At 74.4% G+C, this 26,611-nt stretch carries 28 protein-coding genes; 26 read left to right on the top strand and 2 right to left on the bottom strand.

The window, feature by feature from the left end:
* The first annotated feature begins 4 nt into the window (after positions 1-4).
* From ACFYZ3_RS14810 to ACFYZ3_RS14705, 22 genes are all read left to right on the top strand, one after another.
* On the top strand, positions 5-1,279 hold the full coding sequence (locus ACFYZ3_RS14810) for a beta-ketoacyl-[acyl-carrier-protein] synthase family protein (protein ID WP_388516793.1): 1,275 nt from the start codon (positions 5-7) through the stop codon (positions 1,277-1,279).
* Complete coding sequence (locus tag ACFYZ3_RS14805) at positions 1,276-2,412, top strand: beta-ketoacyl synthase N-terminal-like domain-containing protein (RefSeq protein WP_388516790.1); 1,137 nt, start codon at positions 1,276-1,278, stop codon at positions 2,410-2,412. The genes ACFYZ3_RS14810 and ACFYZ3_RS14805 overlap by 4 nt, the downstream gene beginning before the upstream one ends.
* Positions 2,413-3,435: a beta-ketoacyl synthase N-terminal-like domain-containing protein gene (locus tag ACFYZ3_RS14800; protein ID WP_388516787.1), complete on the top strand. Its 1,023-nt coding sequence runs from the start codon at positions 2,413-2,415 to the stop codon at positions 3,433-3,435. It begins immediately after the preceding gene.
* On the top strand, positions 3,432-4,190 hold the full coding sequence (locus tag ACFYZ3_RS14795) for an alpha/beta fold hydrolase (protein ID WP_388516784.1): 759 nt from the start codon (positions 3,432-3,434) through the stop codon (positions 4,188-4,190). Before ACFYZ3_RS14800 ends, ACFYZ3_RS14795 begins: the two co-directional genes overlap by 4 nt.
* Entirely contained in the window at positions 4,187-5,188 is a 1,002-nt protein-coding gene (locus ACFYZ3_RS14790; RefSeq protein ID WP_240330547.1) for a thioesterase family protein, read from the top strand. Before ACFYZ3_RS14795 ends, ACFYZ3_RS14790 begins: the two co-directional genes overlap by 4 nt.
* A complete protein-coding gene (locus ACFYZ3_RS14785) occupies positions 5,188-6,426 on the top strand; it encodes a beta-ketoacyl synthase N-terminal-like domain-containing protein (protein ID WP_388516781.1) in 1,239 nt (412 codons plus the stop codon). Before ACFYZ3_RS14790 ends, ACFYZ3_RS14785 begins: the two co-directional genes overlap by 1 nt.
* Entirely contained in the window at positions 6,420-7,403 is a 984-nt protein-coding gene (locus tag ACFYZ3_RS14780) for a beta-ketoacyl synthase N-terminal-like domain-containing protein (protein ID WP_388516779.1), read from the top strand. The genes ACFYZ3_RS14785 and ACFYZ3_RS14780 overlap by 7 nt, the downstream gene beginning before the upstream one ends.
* On the top strand, positions 7,384-8,214 hold the full coding sequence (locus ACFYZ3_RS14775; protein ID WP_388516776.1) for an SDR family oxidoreductase: 831 nt from the start codon (positions 7,384-7,386) through the stop codon (positions 8,212-8,214). Before ACFYZ3_RS14780 ends, ACFYZ3_RS14775 begins: the two co-directional genes overlap by 20 nt.
* Positions 8,211-9,389: a beta-ketoacyl synthase N-terminal-like domain-containing protein gene (locus tag ACFYZ3_RS14770; protein ID WP_388516773.1), complete on the top strand. Its 1,179-nt coding sequence runs from the start codon at positions 8,211-8,213 to the stop codon at positions 9,387-9,389. The genes ACFYZ3_RS14775 and ACFYZ3_RS14770 overlap by 4 nt, the downstream gene beginning before the upstream one ends.
* Before the next feature lie 55 nt (positions 9,390-9,444).
* Positions 9,445-9,732 (top strand): acyl carrier protein, encoded by a 288-nt coding sequence (locus ACFYZ3_RS14765; protein WP_388516770.1) that lies wholly within the window; start codon positions 9,445-9,447, stop codon positions 9,730-9,732.
* The gene (locus ACFYZ3_RS14760) at positions 9,729-10,136 is read left to right on the top strand and encodes a hypothetical protein (RefSeq protein ID WP_388516767.1); all 408 of its coding nucleotides are present in this window, start codon (positions 9,729-9,731) and stop codon (positions 10,134-10,136) included. The genes ACFYZ3_RS14765 and ACFYZ3_RS14760 overlap by 4 nt, the downstream gene beginning before the upstream one ends.
* Positions 10,133-10,642 (top strand): 3-hydroxyacyl-ACP dehydratase FabZ family protein, encoded by a 510-nt coding sequence (locus tag ACFYZ3_RS14755; RefSeq protein ID WP_388516764.1) that lies wholly within the window; start codon positions 10,133-10,135, stop codon positions 10,640-10,642. The genes ACFYZ3_RS14760 and ACFYZ3_RS14755 overlap by 4 nt, the downstream gene beginning before the upstream one ends.
* 91 nt (positions 10,643-10,733) lie before the next feature.
* Complete coding sequence (gene fabG / locus ACFYZ3_RS14750; RefSeq protein WP_388516761.1) at positions 10,734-11,480, top strand: 3-oxoacyl-[acyl-carrier-protein] reductase; 747 nt, start codon at positions 10,734-10,736, stop codon at positions 11,478-11,480.
* A 67-nt stretch (positions 11,481-11,547) separates the two neighbouring features.
* Positions 11,548-12,252, top strand: coding sequence for a 2-hydroxychromene-2-carboxylate isomerase (locus ACFYZ3_RS14745; protein WP_388516758.1), 705 nt, complete (start codon positions 11,548-11,550; stop codon positions 12,250-12,252).
* Positions 12,221-13,099, top strand: a complete 879-nt coding sequence (locus ACFYZ3_RS14740; protein WP_388516756.1) for an alpha/beta fold hydrolase — start codon at positions 12,221-12,223, stop codon at positions 13,097-13,099. The genes ACFYZ3_RS14745 and ACFYZ3_RS14740 overlap by 32 nt, the downstream gene beginning before the upstream one ends.
* Positions 13,096-15,006, top strand: a complete 1,911-nt coding sequence (locus ACFYZ3_RS14735; protein WP_388516753.1) for an enoyl-CoA hydratase-related protein — start codon at positions 13,096-13,098, stop codon at positions 15,004-15,006. The genes ACFYZ3_RS14740 and ACFYZ3_RS14735 overlap by 4 nt, the downstream gene beginning before the upstream one ends.
* A 34-nt stretch (positions 15,007-15,040) precedes the next feature.
* Positions 15,041-15,349, top strand: coding sequence for a DUF6059 family protein (locus ACFYZ3_RS14730; RefSeq protein WP_388516750.1), 309 nt, complete (start codon positions 15,041-15,043; stop codon positions 15,347-15,349).
* The gene (locus tag ACFYZ3_RS14725; RefSeq protein ID WP_388516747.1) at positions 15,346-15,903 is read left to right on the top strand and encodes a sigma-70 family RNA polymerase sigma factor; all 558 of its coding nucleotides are present in this window, start codon (positions 15,346-15,348) and stop codon (positions 15,901-15,903) included. Before ACFYZ3_RS14730 ends, ACFYZ3_RS14725 begins: the two co-directional genes overlap by 4 nt.
* 4 nt (positions 15,904-15,907) lie before the next feature.
* Positions 15,908-16,468 carry a DUF5134 domain-containing protein gene (locus tag ACFYZ3_RS14720; protein WP_388516744.1) on the top strand — a complete coding sequence of 187 codons (561 nt, stop codon included), beginning with the start codon at positions 15,908-15,910 and terminating at the stop codon, positions 16,466-16,468.
* A gap of 173 nt (positions 16,469-16,641) precedes the next feature.
* Positions 16,642-18,501, top strand: coding sequence for a gamma-glutamyltransferase family protein (locus tag ACFYZ3_RS14715; RefSeq protein ID WP_388516741.1), 1,860 nt, complete (start codon positions 16,642-16,644; stop codon positions 18,499-18,501).
* Between the two features lie 97 nt (positions 18,502-18,598).
* Positions 18,599-19,444: an inositol monophosphatase family protein gene (locus ACFYZ3_RS14710; RefSeq protein WP_388516738.1), complete on the top strand. Its 846-nt coding sequence runs from the start codon at positions 18,599-18,601 to the stop codon at positions 19,442-19,444.
* An 84-nt stretch (positions 19,445-19,528) separates the two neighbouring features.
* Positions 19,529-20,419, top strand: a complete 891-nt coding sequence (locus ACFYZ3_RS14705; RefSeq protein WP_388516736.1) for a GNAT family N-acetyltransferase — start codon at positions 19,529-19,531, stop codon at positions 20,417-20,419.
* Between the two features lie 60 nt (positions 20,420-20,479).
* Here ACFYZ3_RS14705 and ACFYZ3_RS14700 read toward each other — a convergent pair whose 3' ends face one another.
* Positions 20,480-21,163 (bottom strand): NAD(P)H oxidoreductase, encoded by a 684-nt coding sequence (locus tag ACFYZ3_RS14700; RefSeq protein WP_388516733.1) that lies wholly within the window; start codon positions 21,161-21,163, stop codon positions 20,480-20,482.
* Between the two features lie 104 nt (positions 21,164-21,267).
* On the opposite strand from ACFYZ3_RS14700, the gene ACFYZ3_RS14695 reads away from it, so the two are divergent.
* The 3 genes from ACFYZ3_RS14695 to ACFYZ3_RS14685 all read left to right on the top strand — a co-directional run bounded on the left by ACFYZ3_RS14695 (position 21,268) and on the right by ACFYZ3_RS14685 (position 24,232).
* Positions 21,268-22,209: an AraC family transcriptional regulator gene (locus ACFYZ3_RS14695; protein WP_388516731.1), complete on the top strand. Its 942-nt coding sequence runs from the start codon at positions 21,268-21,270 to the stop codon at positions 22,207-22,209.
* Positions 22,210-22,316: 107 nt separating this feature from the next.
* Positions 22,317-23,726, top strand: coding sequence for a phytoene desaturase family protein (locus ACFYZ3_RS14690; protein WP_388516728.1), 1,410 nt, complete (start codon positions 22,317-22,319; stop codon positions 23,724-23,726).
* On the top strand, positions 23,723-24,232 hold the full coding sequence (locus tag ACFYZ3_RS14685) for an O-acetyl-ADP-ribose deacetylase (protein ID WP_388516725.1): 510 nt from the start codon (positions 23,723-23,725) through the stop codon (positions 24,230-24,232). Before ACFYZ3_RS14690 ends, ACFYZ3_RS14685 begins: the two co-directional genes overlap by 4 nt.
* 40 nt (positions 24,233-24,272) lie before the next feature.
* Here the strand turns inward: ACFYZ3_RS14685 and ACFYZ3_RS14680 are convergent, their stop codons facing one another.
* Entirely contained in the window at positions 24,273-24,752 is a 480-nt protein-coding gene (locus ACFYZ3_RS14680; RefSeq protein WP_388516722.1) for a hypothetical protein, read from the bottom strand.
* Positions 24,753-24,977: 225 nt separating this feature from the next.
* On the opposite strand from ACFYZ3_RS14680, the gene ACFYZ3_RS14675 reads away from it, so the two are divergent.
* Complete coding sequence (locus ACFYZ3_RS14675; protein WP_388516719.1) at positions 24,978-26,606, top strand: ABC transporter substrate-binding protein; 1,629 nt, start codon at positions 24,978-24,980, stop codon at positions 26,604-26,606.
* Positions 26,607-26,611: the final 5 nt, after the last annotated feature.

Genomic DNA, 26,611 nt, shown 5'->3' with positions numbered 1-26,611 from the left:
CGCCGTGACGACCCCGGCCCCCCACCCGGAGGCGCAGGGGACACGACGGGTGGTGGTCACCGGGCTCGGCACGGTGACCAGCATCGGCATCGGCGTCGAGGAGTTCCTCGCCGGACTGCGCGAGGGACGCAACGGCGCCCGGCCCATCACCGCGTTCGAGACCGAGGGCTTCGCCCACGCCAACGGCTGCGAGGTCACGGGCTTCGACCCCGCCGAGTGGATCACCCACACCCCCGCCGAACACCTGGGCCGGGCGGCGCAGTTCTCCACGGCCGCCGCGGTCATGGCGGTGCGCGACGCCGGGATGGACGTCGCGGAGCTGCGCTCCCGCCGCGCCCTGGTCTGCGTCGGCACCACCGACGGCGAGTCGGCCGACCTGGACCGACTGGTCGCCACCGAGATCGCCGACGGCCCCGAGCACCTCGACCCGGCCGTCGCCCGCCGCAGCTCCGCCGGACGACTCTCCTCCGCCGTGGTCGCCGAACTGGGCCTGACCGACGTCGAGGCCACCACGCTGGCCACCGCCTGCGCGGCCGGCAACTACGCCATCGGCTACGGACTCGACGCGCTGCGCTGCGGAGACGTCGACGTCGCCCTGGTGGGCGGCGCCGACGCCATGTGCCGCAAGACCTTCACCGGCTTCTACCGGCTCGGCACCATCGCCCCCGAGGCGTGCCAGCCCTTCGACCGCAACCGCAAGGGCATCCTCACCGGCGAGGGCGCCGGCATCCTGCTCCTGGAAACCCTGGAGTCCGCGCTCGCCCGCGGTGCCCGCATCTACTGCGAGGTCCTCGGCTACGGACTCAACTGCGACGCCCACCACCCGGTCGCCCCCGACGGCGACAGCATCGCCCGCTGCATCGAACTCGCCCACGCCAACGCCCGCGTCAAACCCGAGGAGATCGACTTCATCTCGGCGCACGGCACCGGCACCAGGGCCAACGACGTCACCGAGGCCGCCGCGATCCGGCGCGTGTTCGGCGACCGGCCGCCGAGCACCATCTCCATCAAGGCGATGATCGGACACACCATGGGTGCGGCCAGCTCACTGGCCTCCGCCGCTTGCGCCCTGGCCATCGTCGAGGGATTCATCCCGCCCACCATCAACCACGTCGAGACCGACCCCGAGTGCGGACTCGACTGCGTTCCCAACGTGCCGCGCGAGGCCGACCTGCGCGTCGTGCAGAACAACGCCCTCGCCTTCGGCGGCAACAACGCGGTCCTCGTCCTCGGCAAGTACACGGAGGCCGCCCCGGACCCGGCCGGGGAGGTGCGATGAGCGCGCTGATCACCGGGATGGGCGCCAACTGCAGCGTCGGCGCCGACCGCGTCGCCACCTTCGACGCGCTGTGCGCCGGCCGCACCGGACTGGCGCCCCTGCGCGGCTTCGACCGCGCCAACTTCCGCGCCCGCAACGCCTACGAGATCGACGACCGGCCCGCCCCCGGCGCGGACCGCCCGTTGCGCCCCACCCGGTGGCTCCTGGCGGCCGTGGCCGAGGCCCTGGCCGACGCCGGCCTCCCCGAGGACCTCACGGGCATACCCGTGATCGTCGGCACCACCCTGCGCGAGCTGCGCTCCGCCGAGCTGAACTGGTGCGACGGCGCCCCGCTCGACCCGGCGGACCTGCACTTCGGCACCGCACTGCGCCGCCGCTTCGGGGCCGACCGCACCTACACCGTCGCCAACGCCTGCGCCGCCTCCCTGTACGCCCTCGGCATGGCCGTCGACCTGCTCGACCTCCGGGAGGCCGAGACCGTGGTGGTGGCGGGCGCCGACACCATCACCGAGAGCACCTACGGCATGCTCGACCGGGTCTACCAGAAGCCGCCCGAATCGGTGCTGCCCTTCGACCGCGGCCGACGCGGCATGCTCCAGGGCGACGGCGCCGCCGCGGTGGTGCTGCGGCGCGAACCGGGAGCCGGGCGCCGGCCGCACGCCAGGGTCAGGGGCGTCGGCGTCAACTGCGACGCCCACCACCCCTCGGCACCCGACGTGGACAGCATCGCCCGGGTGATGCGCGACGCCCACGCGCGGGCCGGGGTCAAGCCCGCCGACATCGACCTGGTCCTGCTGCACGGCACCGGGACCCCGCACAACGACGCGGCCGAGGCGCAGGCCCTCGTCGAGGTCTTCGCCCGGGTGGACACCGCGCCCCGGATGACCGCGATCAAGTCGATGATCGGGCACACCGCCGGCGCCTCCGGACTGCACAGCCTGATCACCGCCGTGCAGTCGCTCGACTCCGGCAGGGTGCCGCCCACCCTCGGACTCGCCGACCCCATCGACGAGATGGCCGGCTTCCGGCTGGGCCCCGACGCGGCCGTCGACCCGGAACTCTCCCTGGCCCAGATCGACTCCTTCGGCTTCGGCGGCCTCAACGCCGTGGCCGTCGTGGAAAAGGTGGCGTAGATGCGGGCGGCGGAAGCGACGGCGCGGGCCGAGGTGCTGATCAGCGGTTCGGGCACGGCGATCACAGGGGTGCGCGGACCGGACGCCCTGTCGGACCCGCCGGAGACCGTGCCGGGCCCGGACCCGGTGAGCACCCTGCGGGGATCCGGCCTGCGCTACAAGGACCGGGCCACCAAACTGGCCCTGTGCGCCGCCCGGGACGCGCTCGACGACGCCGGACTGCTCGGCCCCGACGGCGAACTCTGCGTCGACGGGGACGACTTCGGCGTGGTGGTCAGCAGCAACTGGGGCAACGTCGACACCGTCTGCGAGACCGCCGCCACGATCAGGAGCAGCACGTACCGGGCCACCAGCCCCATGCTGCTGCCCAACACCGCCGGCAACGTCACGGCCTCCTGGGTCGCCATCACCCACGGGCTGCGCGGCGCCAACGTCACCCTGTGCAACGGCGCGACCTCCGGGCTCGACGCGGTCCACTGGGCCCGTACGCTCATCGCGGCCCGGCGGCTGCGACGGGCCCTGGTCATCGGGGTCGAGCCCGTCAACGAGCCGGTCCTGCACCTGGTCGGCGACGCCGGACCGCTGTTCGACGGTGCCGTCGCCCTCGTCGCCGAGGCCGCCGACGCCGTGGAGGCCCGCGGCGGCACCCCCCGCGCCCGCATCGGCCGCTACGTCCGCGCGGGCGACCTGCCCCGGGCCCTCGCCGCCGCCCGCGAGAACGAGAGCCGCCCACCGGACGCCTGGTGGCCGCCGGAGTTCCCGCTCGCGCCCGCCGCCCCCGTCCCGCCGCCCCCGACCGGCGTCCCCGCCCGTGACCTGCGCGCACGGCACGGCCACTGCTCGGGCGCCCTCGGCGTGATGCAGTGCGTGGCCGCCACCGCCGAGCTCACCCGTACCGCGGGCCACTCGATGCTCGCCGCCGCGGGCCGCGGGCCGGGCGGCGACGGCCCCGGCGAGGACGACGCCGCGGCCGCCCTGGTCCTGCACGGAGTGTCCGTGGCGCCCGCGGGAGCCGCCTCATGAGCGCCCTGCGCGTGACCCTGGTGCACGGACTGGCCGGCAGCACCCGGCTGTGGGACGCGTGTCGCGCCGAGGCGCCCGAGGGCGTCCGGACGACCGCGGCCGACGTCCGCTGGCCCTTCGACGGCACCGCGGGCCCCGGGCTCGCCGGCGACCCGGCCGGCCTCGTCGCCGACGTGGTGCGCGGCACCCGGGCCGAGGTCGTGGTGGCCCACTCCTTCGCGGCCAACGCGCTGCTCGAACACCTCGCTTCACCGCAGGCGTCGCCGCTGCGCGCGGCCGTTCTCGTGGCGCCCTTCTACCGACCGCGCCGACAGGACTTCGACTGGGAGACGATCTCCTACTACTTCAACCGCTTCCACCTGATCCTCGAAGAGGGGCTGCACGTGTCCGCGGGCGGCCGCCTCGACCCCGAGGTCCGGCACGCGATGGCCCTGCGGGTCCGCGAGAGCATCGGCCCGTACGGCTGGATGGACTTCTTCGGGGCCTACCTGCGCACTCCCGCGCTGCCGCTGCACCGCGTCCGGCTGCCCGTCCTGGTCGTCGCCGGCAGCGACGACCGCGCCGCACCTGTGTCCGACGCCCGCGCGCTCGCCGGTGCCCTGCCCGCGGCCCGGCTCGCCGAGTTCCCGGGATGCGGGCACTTCCCGATGGCCGAACGCGCCCGGTCCTTCGGCCGGCTGCTCGGCGACTTCCTCGCCCCACCCGACCGCTCCGCCGGCGCCCCGTCGGCCGACGCCCCGCTGGAGATGACGTGACCAAGGCACCCGTGACCACCGCCCCCTCGCTGCCGGATTCCGTGGAGGTCCTGGAGCGGCCCTCGACCGTGCAGCTGCGGCCGCGGTACGAGGGCTCCAACATCTGTACCTGGATCGGCTTCAAACACGTCAACTACCTTGTGGAGGAGGCCGTCCTCGAACACCTGCGACGCAGCGGCTGGCCCGCCGGGATGCTCTACGAGGACTTCGGCCTGTGCGTCGACATCGTGAGTGTCGAGGCCGCGATCCTGTCCGCCACCCACATCGACGACATCGTCTCCGCCCGGGTCGTCGCCGAGGGGCCGCCCGTCGGACAGGAGATCGCCCTGACCGTCTCCCTGGACGTCCACGGCTCGGCGACCCCGGTCAAGACCGTTTCCGCCAAGGTCCGGGTGGCCCTGCGGCACGACCCGCGCGGCGGCGGCGCCGCCCCGGTGCCCCAGGTCCTGGAACGCTTCACCGTCAAGGAGATCGACCGCGCGCACCTGGTCCGGGTACCCGTCGCCGCCACCCCGCCGGCGAGGGTGGCCGACGGCGACGAACTGCTCGCCGCGCTGACCTCGGACGCCAACGCCTTCGGCTGGAAGTGGCGCATCCCGTACTTCTACTGCCACTTCACCGAGCGCCTCCAGATGTCCGGCTATCTGCGTCTGATGGAGGAGGCCGTCGACCGCTTCCTGGCCGACCGCGGCATCTCCATCAAACGGCTGCTGGACGAACAGAACTGGATCCCCGTCGTACCGAAGAACTCCGTCGTCATGCTCGCCGAGGCCCGGATGGAGGAGGACATCTACACCGTCCTCACCGTCGAGGACGTCTTCAAGCGGCTCATCTACACCGCCCGGATGGACTGCTACGTCCTGCGCGACGGCGTGCCCGTGCACACCGCCACCGGCCGCATCACCCACGGCTACGCGCTGATCGAGAACCGGCGCGACTGGAGCCTGGTGGAGTTCGACGACCGCATGGTCCAGCGGCTCAACGGGCAGCACGGCTGATGGACCCCGTCCTGGTCACCGGAGTCGGTGCCGTGACCTGCCACGGCACCGGAGTGCCCGCCCTCGGCGCCGCGATGGACCGGGCCCGCGGCAGGCAGCCGGACAAGGTGCCCGACCCGTGGGCGCGCATGGAGCTGCCCCTGATGTACCTGGTGCCGGAACCGGCCCTCGACGAGGAACCGGACACCGGCCCGGGCCGCGCCACCACCTTCGCCCTGCGCGCCGCGCACGAGGCGCTGGCCGGCGCCGGTCTCGACCGGGACGCGCTGCGCGCCGCCCGGGCCGCGGTGGTGCTCGGGACGTGCATGGGAGCCCTCGGCGACCGGGAACGGGAGCGGGACCGGGACCGGGAACGGGCCCGGGAACGGAGCGGCGGGGCCGCGCCGTCCGCGCCGCCGCACGATCCGCCGGCGGCGCCGGACCGGCGGCCCGACTTCGAGGTCTCCTCACGGCTGGCGGCCGACCTCGGTGTCACCGGTGCGGCGAGCAGCACCAGCAACGCCTGCGCCGCCAGTGGCTTCGCGCTCGCCACCGCAGCCGACATGATCCGCTGCGGCGAGGCCGACGTCGTCGTCACCGGCGGCGCCGACGCCTACTCCCGCATCGCCCTAGCCAACTTCAACCGGCTCGGCGCCGTCGACGCCCACGGCTGCCGTCCGTTCGCCGCCGACCGGGCGGGCACCGTCTTCGGCGAGGGCGCCGGCGTCGTGGTGCTGGAATCGGCGGCGTACGCCCGGGCCCGCGGTGCCCGGCCGCTCGCCGAGGTCGGCGAGGCCGGCTGGAGCTGCGACGCCGGACACCCCACCGCCCCCGAGGAGAGCGGCGAACAGATCGTCCGCGCCCTGCGGGACGCCCTCGACCGCACCCACGTCGAACCCCACGAGATCGGCTGCGTGATCCCGCACGGCACCGGAACCCGGCTGAACGACCGGATCGAGAGCGCCGCCCTGCGGACCACGTTCGGGCCGCGGACGGAGGTACCGCCCCTGTACAGCCTCAAGGCGCTCCTCGGCCACACCGGAGGAGCCGCCGCGGCCCTCGCCGCCGTCGCCGCCACGGTCGTCCTCGGCCGCGGCACCGTGCCCCCCAACGTGCCGGTCGGCGCGCCGGATCCGGACTGCTCGGTCCCGCTCCCGACGGCCGCGACGCCGCTGACCGCCCGGTCCGTGCTGGTCAACGCCTATGCCTTCGGCGGCAACAACATCTCCCTGGTACTGCGGGAGGCCCTGCCGTGCTGACGCCGCACCGCCCCGCCGAGGCGGACATCGTGGTCACCGGCGTGGCCACCGTCGTACCCGGTCCCGGACGGCCGCCCGGCGCCTGGTTCGACGCCGACGCCGAACTCGGCCCGCGCGGCCACAAGTACCTCCCCCAGGGCGCCCGTTACCTGCTCGCCGCCGGGCGACGCGCCCTGCGCTCCGCGACGGCGCCCGTGCAGGTGCCGCCGGACCGGCGCGGCCTCGCGGTCGGCACCAACAACGGGCTCGCGCCGCTCTTCCGAGACATGGACCGCACCGTCGTGGACACCGGGGCCGAACGGCTGCGTCCCGCCCTCGCCCCCTACTTCGCCGTCAACGTCCTCGCCGGCCGGTTCGCCGCCGAACAGGCCCTCAAGGGGTTCAGTTGCACCCTCACGACCTCCTCCGTCGCCGGCGTGGAGGCGGTGCAGACGGCCGTCCGGGCCCTGCGTCTGGACCGCGCCGACCTGGTGGTGGTCGCCGCCGTGGAGGACCTGGCTCCCTCCTCGGCCGGGGCGGCCGGACCGCCGCCCGAGGAGGGAGCCGTGGCCCTGGTCCTGGAACCGCGGGCCGCGGCCGAGCACCGAGGGGCGCCCGTGCGGGGCAGCCTGCGGGCCGCGGCCGCCTTCGTCCCGCCCGGCATCGACGCCGCCGACCCCGAACTCGGCCTCGCCGTCGGCGACCTGCTGAGCGCCGTCCAGTCCGAGCCGCCCGCACCGGTCCACGCCGTACTGGACGGCTCGGCCCGCGGCACGGCCGTCGGCGCGCTCCTCGGCGCGTCCGCCCGTCGGCCCCGCCCCGCCGGGGCCGGGTGCCTCGCTCCGCTGCTGACCGCGGCCGAGCCGTTCGCGGCCGGCGGCGGGGGCCGGGTGGTCCTCACGGCCACGGCAGCCGGACACCTCGCCGCCGTCCACGTCCTCGCCGCAGCACCACGACCCACCCCGTCAGGAGGCTTACGTGCGCAATCGACTGCGTGACCGTTGGTGTCTGGTCCTCGGCGCGTCGAGCGGCATGGGCCGGGCCACCGCCCTCGCCCTGGCCGACCAGGGCGCGCACATCGCCGGAGTGCACCTCGACCGCGCCGACGGACTCCGGGCGGCCCGGGAGCTGGAGTGCACCCTGCGGGCCAAAGGCGTGCGCGCCCACCTCTTCAACGTCAACGCGGCGTCCGACCGCGGGCGGGCCACCCTGCTGCCCGCCCTCGCCGAACTCACCGGCGGCCGGGCGCTGGCCACCGTCCTGCACTCCCTGGCCTTCGGCAGTCTGGTGCCGTTCCTGCCCACCGACGACACCAAGCAGTCCCTGACCCGTGCCCAACTGGAGATGACGCTCGACGTCATGGCCCACAGCCTCGTCTACTGGACCCAGGACCTGCTGTCCGCCGGGCTCCTCGCCGAGAACTCCCGGGTCTTCGCGATGACCAGCGCCGGCACCAGCCAGGTACTCCCGAGCTACGGCGCCGTCTCCGCCGCCAAGGCCGCGCTGGAGTCCCATGTCCGCCAGCTCGCCTGCGAACTCGCCCCGCACGGAGTCGCGGTCAACGCGCTGCGCGCCGGCGTCACCGTCACACCGTCGCTGCTGCGCATCCCCGGGCACGAGGAGTTCACCGACGAGTCCGCGGCGGGCAACCCGCACGGCAGGCTCACCACCCCCGAGGACGTCGCGGAAACCGTCGTCCTGCTGTCCAACGCCCCGTCCTCGTGGCTGACGGGCAACACGATCGGCGTGGACGGCGCGGAACTCGTCGCCGCCGGCGCCACCTGGAGCCGACGGGAGGCGACCCGATGACCACCACCGTGCCACAGCCGGCGACCGCACCACCCACCCCCGCCACCACCACCGTGATCTCCGGATGGTCGGTGCTCTCCCCGTACGGCATCGGCGCCGGACCCTTCACCCAGGGCCTCGCCGAACGGCGCCCCGTCGTCCCCCGGCTCAACCGCGAGGTGTGGCACGCACCGCCGGGCGACGCCCTGCTCGTGCCCGGGTTCGACGTGGTCACCGTGCTCGGCAGCCGCGGCACCCGCACCATGGACCGGCTCACCGGCCTCACCGTCGCCACCCTGGGCACGCTCGTCGACCCCGACGGGACCGCCCGCCGCCTCGACGAACCGGAACGCGTCGGACTCGTCCTCGGCACCGGCTCCGGCTCCGTGCAGAGCACCATGGACTTCACCCGCGACGCGCTGACCGGTGCCAAGCCCTTCTACGTCGACCCGGCGCTGTTCCCCAACACCGTCATGAACCGCGCCGCCGGGCAAAGCGCCATCTGGTACGGCCTCAAGGGGCCCAACGCCACCCTGGCGGGCGGCCCCCTCACCGGACTCCAGGCCCTGCGCTACGCCACCCGGCTGCGCGAGCGCGGCTACAGCCGCACGGTGCTGTGCGGTGCCGTGGAGGAGTTCTCCGAACAGCGCGCCTGGCTCGCCTGGCACACGAGGGGCGAGGCCCGCCGCGCCACACCGCTCGCCGAGGCGTGCGCCATGTTCCTGCTGGAGGATGCCGAGACCGCCCGGGAGGCCGGCCGCACCCCGTACGCCGACATCCTCGCCGTCCGCTTCGGCGCCGGCCCGCGGGGACCGCGCGCCGCCCTGGAACGGTGCGTGCGCGGCGCCCTGGAGGCAGCCGGCACCACACCGGGCGACGTCGCCCTCGCCGCACCCTCGGGGCGCGTCGCCCCGCCCCCCGGGGCCTGCCCCATGGGCTTCGGGAACCCCGCGTCCGGCACCGACGAGACCGACACGGTGGAGACGGACGTGCTCGGCACCGTACTGGACGGCACGGACGCCGAGTTCATCGGCGTGCGCGACCTGATCGGCGACGCCTCGGCCGCGTCCGCGGGCGTCCAGCTGGCCGCGGTGCTCGCCGCCGCCGCCCACCGCCCCCGGCCCGGCGCCACCGCCCTGGTCACCTCCGTCGACGACGACGGCCTCGTCGCCTGCCTCGTCCTGCGGCTCAGGTGACCCGCCGCCCCCGCCCCCGCCCGAGACCCGCCGAACCGGCAGCGAAAGGAACGTCATGGCCGAAGAGACCCGTACCGCACCCGAGCACACCAGCCGCACGCCCATGGACAAGGAGCGACTGCGCACCCTGCTGGCCGAGATCCTCGACGTCGACGTCGCCGAGATCTCCGACCGCGCCCACTTCGTCGACGACCTCGGGGTGGACTCGCTGATGGCCCTGGAGATCAGTGTGCGGCTCGAAGCGGAGTACCCCGTCAAACTGGCCGAGGAGGAGCTGACCGAACTTGCCACCCTCGACGACACCTACGCACTGCTCGAGGCCAAACTGAGGGCGGCCTCATGACCGCGCCGTCCGTCTCCCTGCTCGGCCTGGAACCCCGGTCCGTCCTCCGCGACGGCGGCGCCGTCACCGCACGGGCCACCGTCGACCCCGGGCACGAGGTCTTCCCCGGCCACTACCCCGGCTTCCCGGTCCTGCCGGGAGTGTGCCTCATCGAGTACGCCGACCGCAGCATCCTCTTCGACCAGCGGCGCCTGGACCGGGAGCGGGAGCTGGTCGCGGTGGACCGCTGCCGCTTCCGGGCCCCGGTCTTCCCCGGCGACGAGCTGACCCTGCGCGTCGAGTACGCCGACGGCGACGACGCCGCGCCCGAGCTGCGCAGCGACGTCGTGGTCAGCACCGGCCGCGGCCGCGTCGCCGAACTGCGGCTGCGGCATCGTACGGTGGCGAGCGGGGCGGGCCGATGACAGCCTGGGCCGCCGACACCGACGCCATCACCCGGATCATCCCGCACCGCCACCCCGTCCTGCTGGTCGACCGTGTCACGCGGGTCGATCCGGGACGGACCCTGACCGCGCTCAAGGCGGTCAGCGCGAACGAGTCGTGCTACCGCGGGGTCCCGGCGCACGGCGGTCCCGCCCGCTTCCACTACCCGCGTCCGCTGCTGATCGAGTCCTGGGCCCAGGCCGCCGTGCTGCTCGCCGTCTGGAACACGCCCAACCCCGACGTGACCACCGGAAAGGTCGAACTCGCCGGTGCCGTCGACGAGGTGGTCTTCCACCGCCCCGTGACCCCCGGCGACCTGCTCGAACACCGGGTGCGGGTCGTCCGGGCGGTCGGGGACACCACGATCCTGGCGGGCGGGACCCACTGCGACGGCGCACTGGTGACCGAGGTCGGCCACTTCATCGTCGCGCTGCGCCCGCTCGCCTCCGTCGCCCCACCGCTCGCCCCGGACCACTCCAGCCCCTGAGACCCGTCGGTCCCGTCCAGCCCCTGAGACCCGTCGGTCCCGTCCAGCCCCTGAGACCCGTCGGTCCCGCAGCCCTCCGAGGAGACCCGCCATGCCCGCACCCGACCGTCCCGTCGCCCTGGTCAGCGGCGGCTCACGCGGCATAGGGCGAGCCGTCGTGCAACGGCTCGCCGAGACCGGCCACGACGTGGCGTTCTGCTACCGCGGCCGGGACGACGCCGCGCAGGAGACCGCGGAGGCGGCCGGCAAGACCGGGGCCCGCGTGCTGCCCGTGCGGGCGGACGTCACCGACGCCGGGGCCGTCCGCTCGCTGGTCGCCGCCACCGAGCGGGAGCTCGGCCCCATCGCGACCGTCGTCGGCTGCGCCGGCATCGTCCGGGACAAACCCCTGCTGATGATGGGCGACGACGACTGGCGGGAGGTCGTCGACACCAACCTCAACGGCACCTACCACCTGTGCCGTGCCGTCGCCTTCGGGCTGATGAAACGCAGGTCGGGCAGCATCGTCACGCTGTCCTCCGTCAGCGGCCTGCACGGCAACGCCGGACAGGCCAACTATGCGGCGACCAAGGCCGGGATCATCGGCTTCACGAAGTCCCTCGCCAAGGAACTCGGCCGCCACGGCGTGCGTGCCAACGTGGTGGCCCCCGGCTTCATCTCCACCGACATGACCGCCGAGCTGCCCGCGAACACCGCCGAGAGCATGCGCGGCCGCATCGCGCTCGGCCGCTTCGGCGGACCCGAGGAGGTGGCCGACCTCGTGGCCTTCCTGGTGTCCGAACGGGCCGCCTACATCACCGGCCAGGTGTTCGCCGTCGACGGTGGCATCGCCCTGTGAACCGGGCGGCGCCGCCGGCCCCTCCCGCACCGCACCCGACCGCAGCCAGCCCCGGAAGGCGAGGGCCATGACCACGAGGACCATCTTCTACTTCTCCCTGCGCAGCCCGTACTCCTGGCTGGCCCACCGCGAACTGACGCGCCGCCGGCCCGGGGTCGCCGCCGAACTGGAGTGGGTGCCCTACTGGGAGCCGGACGCGCGCAGCGAACGGCTGCTGGCCGAGTCCGGGCACGCCTTCGTCTACACGGCGATGTCACGCCCCAAGCACTTCTACATCCTCGCCGACGTCCGCAGGCTCGCCACCGCCCGCGGTCTGAAGGTCACCTGGCCGGTGGACCGCGACCCCGTCTGGGAGGTCCCCCACCTGGCCTGGCTCGCCGCCCGGGCCCACGGCCGCGGCACCGAGTTCGCCGACCGCGTCTACACCGCCCGCTGGCTGGAGGGCCGCAACATCTGCGACCCCGCCACCATCGCCGCCCTCGCCGACGAGAGCGGCCTCGACCCCGCCGAACTCGCGGGCGCGGCCGACCACCCCGGGTTGCGCGAAGAGGGCGCCCGGGCGCTGCGCCGCGCCGTCGAGGACGGCGTGTTCGGCGTGCCGTACTTCATCAACGGCCACGACAAGTACTGGGGTCTGGACCGCCTCGACGCCTTCCTGGCCACCCTCGGCCCCACGGACGGCACCGCGCCGCCCCCCGAACCGGACCTGCGCGAACCCGTGCTCGAGGCTCGCGGAGGAGGTGACCTCGGACATGGCGGCGGGTGCGGCTGAACCGACGACACGGACACACGACACGGCCGGCGACGGCGACTGGGTCTTCGGCTGGCACCGGTGCGGCACCGGTGACCCGGTCGTCCTGCTGCACGGCCTGCTCACCGACAGCAGGGTGTGGGAGCCCGTCACGACCGCCCTGGCCACGACCCGGACGACCGTCGCCGTGGACGCGCCCGGCCACGGCCTGGCACCGGCGCGGACGGCGCCGTACACCCTGGAGGAGGAGGTCGACCGGCTCGCGGACACCTACCGCGGCGTCATGGGGGAGCGGCCCGCCGTCTGGGTCGGCCACTCCATGGGCGGCATGAAGTGCTTGCGCATGGCTCTGCGCCACCCCTCGCTCGTCTCCGCCCTGGTCCTGGTGGACACCCGCCCCGACGAGGAACCGGAGAACACCAGGCGCCCCTTCGAGGCGATGGTCGAGGCGGTGCTCGCGGACGGGATGAGCGCGGACCTCGCGGCCATGGTCGCCCGGCTCAACTTCCGCCGCGCCTTCCTCACCAGCGACACCGCCCGGGCCTGGACCGAGCACTTCACCACGCTCACCGGCGAGCGCATCGAGCACGCCTGCCACTCCGTCTACCGGCGGGGCGACCTCACCGGCCGGCTGCCCGAGGTGGATGTGCCGGTGCTTGTGGTCCACGGCGCCGACGACGTCCCGATCCGGCTGCCCGTCGTACGCGAGTACACCGCCCGCATGCCCAGGGCCAGGCTCGTGGTGCTGCCCGCCACCGGACACACCCCGCCCCTCGAACGTCCCGGCGAACTCCTCGCGGCCGTCCGCGACTTCCTCGCCGACCCGACCGCCTTCCCCCCATCCCCGGCCACGCAGGAGATCCCGTGACCACGGAGACCGTCACCACCCCCCGCCCGCGCGACGTTGTGCTGCCCGACGGCGCGGGTACCCTCCTCCTGATCACCCTGGAGAACGGACTGCCCCCGCTCGGCCCCGCCATGCGGCCCACCACGTTCGGTCCCGAGGGACTGGACCGCCTGGACGCGGTGCTCGACCGGGCGGCGGCCCGGGCCCGGACCGGGGAGATCGCCGCGGTGGCCGTCACCGGAACCGCCTTCATGTTCAGCACCGGCGCGGACCTGGCACTGGCGGCCGGCGTCACCGACCGCGACGAGGCCGTACGTACCCTGCGCCGCGGCCACGAGGTCTTCCGCCGCCTCGGCGAACTGCCCGTGCCCAGCTTCGCGTTCGTCAACGGCGCCGCGGTCGGCGGCGGCCTCGAACTCGCGCTGCACTGCGGCTACCGCACCCTGTCCCGTGGCGCGCCCGTCGTGGCCCTGCCCGAGTGCTCGCTCGGTCTGGTCCCCGCGTGGGGCGGCGCCTGGCTGGCGCCCCGGCTGCTCGGCCCCGACACGACCGTCACCCTGATGCTGGAACACCCCCTGTCCGCCCGGCGAATGCTCACGCCCGTCGAGGCCCACGACCTCGGCCTCGCGGACGTACTGCTCGACCCCACCCGCTTCCTGGACCGCTCGCTGGCCTGGGCCGCCGGGGTCCTGACGGGCCGGCAGACCGTGGACCGGACCCCGCCGGACACCTTCGCCGGCCAGTGGGACGGCGCACTGGCCCGCGCCGCCGACCTCGTCGAGACGCACACGCACGGCGCCGTGCCCGCCCCACGCCGCGCCCTGGAACTGCTCGAACTCGCCAGGACGGCCCCCCGGGACGAGGTCCTCACCGCGGCCGAACAGGCCGCCGCCGACCTGTTCGTCACCCCCGAGTTCCGCTCCAGCCTCTACGCCTTCCAGCTCACCCAGGGCCGCGCCGCCTCCCACCCGGCGCGCCCCGACACGAGCTTGGCGCGGCCGGTGCGCGGCGTGGGGCTGATCGGCGACGGCGAGGACGGGCTGCGGTTCGCCGCCCTGCTGCTGGAGAAGCTGCGCATGCCGGTCACCGTGTGCCTGCCCGACGCGGCCGCGTGCGAGGCCGTGACCGGCCGTCTGCGCGGCCTCGTCGACGAGGCGCGCGCGGCCGGACGCATCTCCGACCTGGACGCCGGACGGTGCGCCGCAGGGATCACCGCCGGAACCGCGGTGGACGTCCTCGCGGACACGGACGTCGTCGTCGCCGGACCCGGCGCGGACGACGCGCTGCTGCGGCAGGCCGAGGGCGCCGTCTCCGAGGAGTGCGTGCTGATCGCCGTCGGCCCCCGCCCGGCAGCCGAGGTGGCGGCCGGGCTCAAGCACCCGGGCCGGCTGGTCGGCCTCGGACTGCCGGCCACCGTCTCCGCGCCGGGCGTGGTGGAACTGGCTCGGGCCGGGGCCACCGACCACGCCTACGCCACGGCGGGCGCCCTCGTCGCCCGGACCGGCCTGCCCCTGCTGCCCGTCGGCGACCACCCCGGGGTCGTGGCCGACCGACTGCGCGGCACCTTCCTGGGCGCGCTGCTGGAGCGTGCCCCCGAGGAGGAACTCGACACCGTCTGCGCGCCGCTCGCCCTCCCGACGCCGCCGAGCGTGCCGGCCCGGCTGCTGCTGCGGGCCGGGATCCTGACCCGTGCGACGCCGCCCCCCACGACCACCGCCCCGGACGCGCTCGACCACGCGCTGACGGCCCTCGCCCGGGACATCGGCGCCCTCGTCGCCGACGGTGTGCTGGCCGCCCCCGCCGACGCCGACCTGATGCTCCTGGCGAGCGGCGAGTGGCCCTTCCACCTGGGCGGCGTCACGCCGTACCTGGACCGGTCCGGCATCGCCGAGAGCGCCGTCGGCGCCACGCCGGGGGAGCGGAGGTGACCGGCCGCGCACGACCGGAGCGCGCCCCGCGCGGATGAGGGGCGCGGCGCGTCGACGCCACCGCGTCATCGTCCTGCTCCACGAGCTCCGGCGGATGCTGATCGCCTACGGCGGCATGTGGACGGCCCCCGGTTGTCCGGAGTACACGGCACTGATCCTGCGCTCCGGCGACCCGCCGCCGGGTCACCCGGAGAGCCGGGACGCCGGGACCCCGCTCAGTGCCGAGGAGCGCGACCTCGAACGCCGCATGTACGCCGACGACCGTCCCGCGCGTGAGCGCCCCGGCGGCAGACGGAAGCGGAACAGGCCCGGCCACGGGCACCGACCGAGGGGAAATCCGTGACGCATCCCGACCGGCTCCTCCGCGACGCGCAGGCGACCCGGCTGGCGCTCGCGGCGCGCGACGGCGACACCGACGCGGCGGAGCGCTTCGTGCGCTCACTGCACCGGGACGTCTGGCGGTACGTGGCCCATCTCAGCCGTGATCCGCAGGCCGCCGACGACCTGACCCAGGAGACCTTCCTGCGGGCCCTGGGGGCCCTGCGCCGCTTCCGGGGCCACTCGTCCGCACGGACCTGGCTGCTCACCATCGCCCGGCGCGCCGTCGCCGACAACGGGCGGCACGCGGCGGCCCGGCCGCGTCTGTACGCCGTCCCGGACTGGGAGACGATGGCCGAACGCGCCCAACCACGCGGCCTGCCCGGCTTCGACGACGGCATCGCCCTGGGCCAGCTGCTCGACACGCTGCCCGAGGAACGCCGTGAGGCATTCGTCCTCACCCAGCTGCTCGGCCTGCGCTACACCGAGGCCGCGCGGGTCAGCGGCTGCCCGGTGGGAACCGTGCGGTCCCGGGTGGCGCGGGCGCGGGCGGCCCTCATCGAGGACCTGGAGGGCTGACCTCATGCATCACGCGGCACTGTCCGGGTTCCCCGGCTGGCTGCTTGCCGCCCTCTGCGCGGCGGTCGGCGCCTACTGCCTGTTCCGCGCCCGCACCGGCCCCCGCGCGGAGCGCGCCGAGATGGCGTCCGACGCCGTGATGGGCTTCGGCATGGCCGCGATGGCACCGCCCTCGCTCATGGCGGTCATGCCGGGCTGGAGCGGCACCGCGGGCGCGGCCTGCTTCGCCGCCGCCGGACTCGCCGCGTCGGCGTCGCCACCGGCACGGCAACGCCTGCACCACGTTCTCGGCGCGCTCGCCATGGTGTACATGTCCGTCACCATGCCGATGGGAGCGGACGGTCCCGGCACCGCACACGCCCGGCACACGGCCGAGACCGGCGTCCCGGTGCTCACCGGAACGCTGCTCGCCTACTTCGGCGGCTACGTCCTGTTCGCCGGCGCCGCCCTCGCGGCCGCGGGACCCGCCGACGCCTCCGGAGCCGCCCACCCCGGCATCCTGCTGGGACGCGCCTGCCGGGTCGTGATGGCGGTGGCCATGCTCACGATGCTCGCCGCACTCTGATCGACGACCCGAGGTCTCGTCATCCACCGCGTCGCCGGTCCGCGTCGATGCGTCCGTCAGCGCCTTTCGACTCCCGGCAGACCGGGCCCACTTCGTTCCGGAGGCGGGGAACAAGGGGCGCGGGACGATCGATAGCCTTCGGGGACAGACGCAGACAGCGAGGTGAGAGGCCCATGTTCACGACCCGTCCCACCCTGCAGGGCACCTTCGGCATGGTGTCCTCCACCCACTGGCTGGCCTCCCAGTCGGCCATGGCCGTACTGGAGGACGGGGGCAACGCCTACGACGCCGCCGTCGCCGGGGCCTTCGTGCTGCACGTCGTCGAACCGCACCTCAACGGGCCCGCCGGGGAGGTGCCGATCATGCTCGCGCCGGCCGGGGGCGAGGTGCGGGTGCTGTGCGGGCAGGGTGTGGCCCCGGCGGGGGCCACGGTGGCGCACTACAAGCGGCTCGGACTCGACCTCGTCCCCGGCACCGGACCGCTCGCCGCCGCCGTGCCCGGGGCCTTCGACGCCTGGCTGCTCCTGCTGCGCGACCACGGCACCAAGTCGCTGGCCGACGTGCTGAAGTACGCCGTCGGCTACGCCGAGCACGGGCACGCTCCCGTGGAGCGCGTCGCGGAGACCGTCGAGACGGTCCGGGAGCTGTTCGAGACGGAGTGGACGTCCTCCGCCGAGGTCTACCTGCCCGGCGGCCGTCCGCCCCGCCCGGGCGAGCTGCTGCGCAATCCGGCCCTGGCCGCCACCTGGAAGCGGCTGCTCGCCGAGGCCACCGGCGCGGGGGACCGGAAGGGCGTCCGTACGGGGGACCGGGAGGCGGAGATCGACGCCGCGAGGGAGATCTGGCGCTCCGGGTTCATCGCCGAGGCCCTCGTGCGGCAGGCCGGGCGGCCCACCCTGGACACCAGCGGCGAACGCCACACCGGCACCCTCACCGCCGCCGACCTCGCCGGCTGGTCGGCGCACTACGAGGCCCCGGCGACGTACGACTGGAACGGCTGGACCCTGTGCAAGGCCGGACCGTGGAGCCAGGGGCCCGTCCTGCTCCAGCAGTTGGCGCTGCTCCCGCCCGAGCTGCCGGACCACGGCGGTGCCGACTACGTCCACCTGCTGGTCGAGGGCTGCAAGCTCGCCATGGCCGACCGGGAGGCCTGGTACGGCGACGCCGACGGCGCGGACCGCGTACCGCTCGACGAGCTGCTGTCGCCCGAGTACAACGCGGCGCGGCGGCGACTCGTCGGCGACAAGGCCTCCTTCGAACTGCGCCCCGGTGCCCCGGGCGGACGCGTCCCGCGGCTCGCCGCCCACGCGCTCGTCGCCGCCGTGGAGGGGGAGGGCCTCGACGCCCTCGGGGTCGGTGAACCGACGGTCGCCAAGAGCCCGGCGTCCCCGGTGCCGGGGGAGCCGGACGTCGCGGCCGACGGAGGCACCCGCGGCGACACCTGCCACCTCGACATCGTGGACCGCTGGGGCAACATGGTCTCGGCCACGCCCAGCGGCGGCTGGCTCCAGTCCAACCCCGTCGTGCCCGAACTGGGTTTCCCGCTCGGCACCCGGCTCCAGATGACCTGGCTGGAGGAGGGACTGCCCAACTCGCTCACGCCGGGCCGTCGCCCGCGCACCACGCTCACGCCCTCCATCGCCCTGCGCGACGGGGTGCCGGTCATGGCCTTCGGCACGCCGGGCGGCGACCAGCAGGACCAGTGGCAGACGCACTTCTTCCTGGCGGTCGCGCTGCGCGCGCGGGTGCGGGGCGGTCTCGACCTCCAGGGCGCGATCGACGCCCCGAACTGGCACAACGACAGCTTCCCCGGTTCCTTCTTCCCGCGCGGCATGCGGGCGGGCTCGGTCACCGTGGAGTCCCGGATGCCGGCGGAGGTCGTCGAGGAGCTGCGGCGCCGCGGGCACGACGTGACGGTCGGGGAGGCGTGGTCGGAGGGCCGGCTGTGCGCCGTCGCCCGGGACCCGGAGACGGGCGTGCTGTCGGCGGCGGCGAACCCGCGCGGCATGCAGGGGTACGCGGTGGGCCGCTGACCGGCAGGTACGCGCGTGCACCCGATGTTCGTGCCGATTCCACCCGGAGTACACCACCCGGGTGGGGATTGTCAGTGGTGCGTGCTCTCATGGAGTCATGATCGAGGACAACGAAACCATCGACGAGTTTCTCGCCCGGCACACCGGCGACGTGGAGGAGGCCGTCCGCAAGGCGGCCGCGCAGGAGATCATGCCGCGCTGGCGCCGGCTCGCGGCACACGAGGTCGACCAGAAGGCGGGCCCGCACGACCTGGTGACGGACGCCGACCGCAAGGCGGAGCTGTACCTCACGGAGGTCCTGCCCCGCCTGCTGCCCGGCTCCGTGGTGGTCGGCGAGGAGGCGGTGCACGCGAACCCCGCTTCGTACGGGGCGATACGCGGCGAGGCCCCGGTGTGGATCGTCGACCCGGTCGACGGGACCCGGCAGTTCGTGCGCGGCAAGGAGGGTTTCTGCACGCTGGTGGCGCTCGCCCACCGCGGCGTCGTGCACGCCTCCTGGACCTACGCCCCGGCCGGCGACCGGCTCGCCACGGCCGTACGCCAAGGGGGCGCCTTCCTGGACGGTGAGCGGCTGTACGCGGGGCCGCCCGAGCCCGGCCGGGACCTGCGGGTGGCCACGTCCCACCCGGACTACACGACGGACGAGCAGAAGCGCGACCTGCTCGCCCTGCGCACCCCGGGCGTGGCCCCCCGCCCCTGCGGCTCCGCCGGCCTGGAGTACCTGGCCGTCGCCCGCGGCGAGTCCGACGCCACCGCCTTCTCCTGGGAAGCGGCGTGGGACCACGCGGCCGGTCTTCTCCTGGTCGAGGAGGCGGGCGGCACCCACCTGACCCGCACGGGCGAGCCCTTCCGCATCACCGGGGGCAACGAACTGCCGTTCACCGCCGCCCGGGACGCGGCCACGGCCCGGCAGGTGGTGGCCCTGCTGTCGGGCGAGGCCTGATCTCCCGGAAACCCGGTGCCCCGGCGGGCCGTCGCGTGGTCGACTGTCGGTTCAGGCAGCCGTCGCCGACCGACCGGAGTCACCTTGTCCATACACGTCACCGCTCTCACCGACCCCGCCCGCACCCCGTCCGCCCATCGCCTGGCCTGGCTGGCCTGCGGGGACGACGGCGGTCCGCTCGGGCACGCGTTCCTGCGGGTGTTCACCCGCGAAGGGCAGGACCACCTGGCGGAGCTGACGCTGAACGTGCACCCGGCGGAGCGCCGCAGCCGCGTCGGGTCGCGGCTCCTCGACACGGCGGTGGCCGCCGCGCGGGAGGCCGGCCGGCGTTCGGTCGTCGCGCAGGCCGATGCCGGCACGCCCGGCGACCACTTCCTCGCCGCCAGCGGCTTCCGCAGGGTGCTGGCCCTCACGTACGCCCGGCTCGACCTGAGCGGCACGGGCGGCGGCCGGGCCGGGGAGACCGACGCGATCGCCGGGCGGCCGCACCCCGGCTACCGGTTGGTGTCCTGGCGCGGCACCGTCCCGGACGACCTGGCCAGGACCTTCGCCGACTCGCGCCGCGCGATGGACGACATGCCGATGGACGACACCGACTACGGCGTCGTGGCCTGGGACGTCGAGCGGGTCCTGGCAGCCGCCCGGGCCGTCGCCGACCGCGGGGAGCAGCTCACCACGGTGGCCGTCGTCGACGAGGCGGACGGCTCGATCGCCGGCTTCTCGGAGTTCGTCGTGCCCGGCGACGGCAAGGGCGACGGGCTGCACTACGGCACCGGTGTGCTGCCCGAGCACCGCGGCCAAGGACTCGGCCGCTGGATGAAGGCCGAGTCGATCCGCCTCGCCCGCGCCCAGCACCCCGATCTCGCCGGTCTGGTCACCGACACGGCCGACAGCAACACGCACATGCGCCGCATCAACGACGCGCTGGGCTACGCCCCTACGCACCGGGCCCTGGAGTACCAGCTCGACCTGTGACGACCGGGCCCGCTGACGACCGGGCCCCACCCCCGGTCGCGCCGCGCGGGGCCCCCGCCGTCAGGCCGCCACCCGCTCCGCGGCGAGGAACTTCTCCACCGCCTCCCGCGCACGGCGGTCGAAGCCGGCGTACTGCGCCTCCCGCTCGGCGCCCTCGACCGCGTCGCCGACCAGCAGACTGCCCTCGGCGTCGACGCGCTGCGGGCGCTCCTCGGCGTCGGTGAGCAGAGCGACGGCCGAGTGGGAGAAGCCGCAGTAGTAGGCGATGCCCTCGCTGAGGTTGGTCTCCAGGAGGGAGTGCATCGCCTCGGTGACCGGATCGTCGGCGGTGGCACCGGCCAGGCCGAGCCAGAGCATGCGCTTGCCCGCCAGGCGCGGCTTGCTGCGGCCGTAGGCGAAGCCGTAGTTCCACACGCGGTCGATCCATCCCTTGAGGAGGGCGGGCACACTCTGCCAGTACACCGGGAAGACGGCGACGACCACGTCGGCGTCGAGTACGCGCCGCATGTGGGCCCGCACCTCGTCCGAGTACGCCTTCTCCCGGTCGCCCCAGTCCGGCTGGTCCGCCGTGTTCATCCGCGGGTCGAAGCCCTCGGCGTGCAGGTCGAGCAGGTCGACGCGGTATCCGGCGGCCTCGAGCCGGTCGGCGGTACGACGGGCCGTGTGCGCGGTGAGGGAACCGGCGCGGTGGTGCGCGACGACCACGAGGGCGGTCCTGGCGTTGCTGCTGCTGTGCTGCGTCACGGGGTCTCCCGGCTGGTCTCGGTCAGTGCGACGAGTCCAGTACAGCCGCGGCCGCATGGATGATCCATGGGAGAAACTCTTGGAAACATACGAGATCGTCTACGATGACCGGCGTGGATCCCCTGAGTTCACTGCTGAGCGGCATCCGGGCCGAGGGCTCGGTCGTCAGCCACGCCGTACTGACGGCGCCCTGGACGATCCGCTTCACCGACGGCGCACCGCTCACCATGGTCAGCGTGCTGCGCGGCGGCGGCACCCTGCTGCTGCCCGACGGCACCCGACGGGCGGTCGGGGTGGGCGACACCGCCCTCGTCCGCGGCCCCGCGCCGTTCCTTCTCGCCGACCGGCCCGCCACCGTCGACCGCCCGCACACCGAGTACGAGATCGCGTGCTTCACCGCGGATCCCGAGTGCACGGCCCAGGACCTCGGCGGCATCCGCTGGGGCACCGGTCCGGACGGGGCGACGGCGCTGATCGTGGGCGCCTACCGCGCCTCGGGCCACCGCCACGAACGGCTCCTGCGCACCCTGCCGTCCGTCCTGGTCGTCAACGAGGACGTCGAGGTCTGCGCCTGGCTGGAGGCGGCCGCGGCCGACGCCGCCCGGCTCTCGGCCGGTTCCCAGGCGCTGATGGACCGGCTCCTCGACTGGGCCCTGGTCTGCACGCTGCGCAACTGGTTCGACCAGGCCGGTGCCGACGCGCCCAGCTGGTACCGCGGCCTGGCCGACCCGGTCCTCGGCCCCGCCCTGCGGGCCTTCCACAACCGGCCCGACCAGTCCTGGACGGTGGCGTCGCTCGCCGGCCGGGCGGGCGTCTCCCGGGCGCTGTTCGCCAAGCGCTTCACCGAGCTGATGGGCCGCCCGCCTCTCGCCTACCTCACCGAATGCCGGATGGCCGACGCCGAGGCACTGCTGACCGACACCGACCTCAGCATCGCCCGAATCGCCAGGTCCGTCGGCTATGCCGACGCCTTCGGCTTCAGCGCCGCCTTCAAACGCCACCGGGGTCAGAGCCCCAGCACGTTCCGCGCCGCCGCGGCGGCCTGAACCCCGGCGCGCGGCCCGGCCCACCCGCGACCGTGCGCTGTCGGACCCCGGGCATATCCTGATCCCCAGTGGCCATCGGCTGACGAAGGGGTCCGAAGGTGCCGTCGATGCTCGATGCGGTCGTAGTGGGTGCGGGGCCGAACGGACTGACCGCCGCCGTGGAGCTGGCCCGCCGCGGCTTCTCGGTCGCCGTGTTCGAGGCGCAGGGCACCGTGGGCGGCGGCGCGCGCACGGAGGAGCTGACCCTGCCAGGCTTCCGGCACGACCCGTGCTCGGCCGCGCACCCGCTCGGCATCAACTCGCCCGCCTTCCGCGACCTCCCTCTGGAGCGGTACGGCCTTCAGTGGCTGCACCCCGGGCTGCCCATGGCGCACCCCTTCCTCGACGGCTCGGCCGCCGTGCTGTCCCGCTCGGTCGGCGAGACCGCCGCCTCCTTCGGAGCGCGCGACGCCGGTCCGTACCGCAGGCTGGTCGAGCGCTTCCTGCCCAGGTGGGACACGCTGGCCCGGGACTTCATGTCCCTGCCGCTGACCGCGCTGCCCCGCGACCCGGTCACCCTGGCCCGGTTCGGTCTGGTCGGTCTGCCCCCGTCGACGTGGCTGATGCGCCGCTTCCGCGACGACAAGGCCAAGACCCTCTTCGCCGGGCTCGTCGCGCACGTCATGGCCCCGCTCGGCGGCTTCGCCACCGGCGCCATAGGCCTGGTCTTCGCCCTGGCCGCGCACGCCCGCGGCTGGCCCGTCGCCCGCGGCGGCTCCCAGTCCATCTCCGACGCCCTCACCGCATACCTCAAGGACCTCGGCGGCGCCGTCCACACCGACTACGAGGTCAAACGCCTCGACGACCTGCCGCCCGCGCGGGCGTACGTCTTCGACACCTCGCCCACGGCCCTGGCCCGCATCGCCGGCCTCGGCAGCCACTACGCGAACTACCGCTACGGCCCCAGCGTCTTCAAGATCGACTACGCGCTGGACGGCCCCGTCCCGTGGACGGCCGAGGAGCCCCGCAGCGCGGGCACCGTGCAGATCGGCGCCGACAGCGCGGAGATCGGCGCCGCCCTGCACGCCGCCTCCGGCACGGACCACGCACCCGAGCGGCCGTTCCTGATCACCGTGCAGCCCAGCGTCGCCGATCCCACCCGCGCCCCGGCCGGCAAGCACGTCTTCTGGGCCTACGGCCACGTCCCCAACGGCTGGAGCGGCGACCTCACCGACGCCATGGAGCGCCAACTGGAGCGCTTCGCCCCCGGCTTCCGCGACCGCGTCCTCGCCCGCGCCACCGCGGGACCGGCCGAACTCGCCGCCCGCAACGCCAACTACGTCGGCGGCGACATCTCCTCCGGCGCGGTCTCCGGCCTCCAACTGCTCCTGCGCCCCAAGATCTCCCTGTTCCCGTACTCGACCCCGCACCCGGCCGTGTTCATCTGCTCGTCGGCCACCCCACCCGGCCCCGGCGTCCACGGCATGTCGGGCCACAACGCGGCGAAGGCCGTCTGGCGCAGGCTGAGGCAGACATGACCGACATCACCCTCGTCCAGGGCGACATCACCCGCGAGAGCGCCGACGCGATCGTCAACGCCGCCAACTCCTCCCTCCTCGGCGGAGGCGGCGTCGACGGCGCCATCCACCGGCGCGGCGGCCCCGCGATCCTGGCGGAGTGCCGCAGGCTCCGCGCGGGCCACCTCGGCAAGGGCCTGCCCACCGGCCGTGCGGTCGCCACCACCGCGGGCGACCTGGACGCGCGCTGGGTGATCCACACGGTCGGCCCGGTCTGGTCGGCCACCGAGGACCGCTCCGGCCTCCTCGCCTCCTGCTATCGCGAATCCCTGCGCACCGCCGACGAGTTGGGTGCCCGCACGGTGGCCTTCCCCGCCATCTCCACCGGCGTCTACCGCTGGCCGATGGACGACGCCGCCCGCATCGCCGTCGAGACGGTGACGACCACCGGGACCTCGGTGACCGAGGTCCGCTTCGTCCTCTTCGACGCCCGCGCGTACGAGGCGTTCGCGGCGTGGGTGGCCTGAGCGCCGCCGGTGCCCTCACCGGTGCGGGGCACTCGGCGGCCTACCGGCGGCGGTGCGGGAAGCGGGCGCGCGGGAAGCGGTCGCGCACCCGTACGGCCCCGACGGCCAGGGTGGCGACGGCGATCGCCGCACCGCCGCCGATGGGATACAGGGAGTCGGCGACCATGCTTCTGCGTTGATCGGCCACGGTCGCCTCGCCCACGTCCTGCCCGTTGAGCAGTCTCCGGCAGTCGACCGTCTCGGACGGGACGCAGTACGGCTCGAACGTCACGACGGCGTGCACGCCGAAGGCGATCAGCCCGACGCCGGCCGAGAGCGCGAGCAGCCACAGGAGGAAGGCCGCCACCGTCAGGAGCGGGCCGCCGACGGCCAGCACCACGCCCACGATCCCGCTCACGCAGATGATCGCCGCGTACCCCAGGACGACCCACCCCCACCACCCGGTCGCGAACCCCACCGGCAGCAGGATGACCGAGAACGCCACGCACCAGTACCCCCCGTTGCGAAGGCCGTTCTGCACCCCGTCCATAGTCCGTTCCCGTCGTCGCAAGGCGGTGTCGGGCGCGGCGGTGCCGTCCCGGCCGGCCGCCCCGGGCAGAGTCCAGCGGCCGCCGGTTTGTTCAGCAACCCGCTCCGCCGCCCTGAACATTCGCCGCATCCCGCCGGTCACCTCCGCCACCTGGCTTGACGCTTTATTGCGAGTGATGTGCAATAGCCACGCATCGACAACAAGCGTGGGGGAGACATGACAGCCCGTCGGACCCGTTGGACCCGTCGGACCGACCGGAGCCTGGCGATACGGAGTGCCGCCGTCGCGGTGGCCTTCGCCGCCGGTGCGACCGCCTGCTCCGCGCCCGCGGACGGGGGAGGGGACGGCGGCGCCGACGCGGCCGAATCCGTCGTGATAGGCGTGGCCTCGGAACCGGACACCCTCAGCCCGCTGCTCGGCTACGGCAAGGACGGGAACTCCAAGATCTTCGACGGGCTGCTCGCCCGCGACACCGACCTGGAGCTGAAGCCCGCCCTCGCCACCGCGCTGCCGAAGGTCACCGACGGCGGCCGGACGTACACGTACACCCTGCGCGAGGGCGTGAAGTTCAGCGACGGCGAACCGCTGACCGCCGAGGACGTGGTCTACACGTACCGCACCGTCCTCGACGAGAAGACCAACAACACCGCCCGCAGCGAACTCGACGCCGTCGAGGACGTCCGCGCGAGCGGGGACGACACCGTGGTCTTCACCCTCAAGTACCCCTACGCACCCTTCGCCGCCCGCACCGTCCTGCCCATCGTCCCCGAGCACGTCGCGGGGAAGCAGGACCCCAACACCGGCGACTTCAACACCGAGCCGGTCGGCACCGGACCGTACGTGCTCACCAGCTGGAGCAAGGGCGAGAAGCTCGGCTTCAAGGCCAACCCGCACTACTGGGGCGACAAGCCCGCGGTGAAGTCGTTCACCATGGCCGTCATCGCCGACGACAACGTACGCGCCACCCGGCTGCGCTCCGGCGACCTCGACGGCGCCGTCCTGCCGCCCAACCTCGCCGCCACCTTCGAGAAGGACGACGGCAGACGCACCTACCGGGCCAGGTCCTACGACTTCCGGGCCGTCACCCTGCCCACGGCCGGCAAGGTCACCGGCGACCGCGCGATCCGCAGGGCCCTGGACGCCGCAGTGGACCGGAAGGCCATGGTCGACAAGATCCTCGACGGCGCGGGCCGGCCGGCGTACGGGCCGCTGCCCGTCGACGACCCCTGGTACGAGCGCGGCATCGAGCGCCCGCACGATCTCGCCGAGGCCGGGCGCATCCTGGACGAGGCCGGGTGGCAGCCCGGCTCCGGTGGCATCCGTGCCAAGGACGGCCGGCGCGCGTCCTTCACCCTGTACTACCCCTCCGGCGACAAGGTCCGCCAGGACCACGCGCTCGCCTACGCCTCCGACGCCAAGAAGGCCGGCATCGAGGTGAAGGTCGAGGGCGCCACCTGGGAGGTCATCGAGCCGCGGATGAAGACCGACGCGGTCCTCGCGGGCTTCGGCAGCGTCGGCGACCCCGACTTCGGCCTCTACACGCTGCTGCACTCCTCGCTCGCGAACGACGGCTTCAACAACATGGCCGGCTACGACAACAAGGCGGTCGACGAGGCGCTCGACGCCGGACGCCGCAGCCAGGACCCGAAGGTGCGCGCCGCCGCCTACGAGAAGGTCCAGCAGGCGCTCGTGGCGGACCCCGGATACACCTTCCTCACCCACATCGACCACCTCTACGTCCTCGCCGACCGCTGGGACGGGCTGACCACCCAACTGGAGCCGCACGAGCACGGCTTCGCCAGCGGACCCTGGTGGAACATCGAGGACTGGCAGCCGAAGAAGTGATCCGC

Origin of the sequence: Streptomyces sp. NPDC001599, assembly GCF_042893535.1 — a bacterium.
In the GTDB taxonomy this organism is placed as follows: domain Bacteria; phylum Actinomycetota; class Actinomycetes; order Streptomycetales; family Streptomycetaceae; genus Streptomyces.
This window is presented reverse-complemented; position numbering and strand designations above follow the sequence as displayed.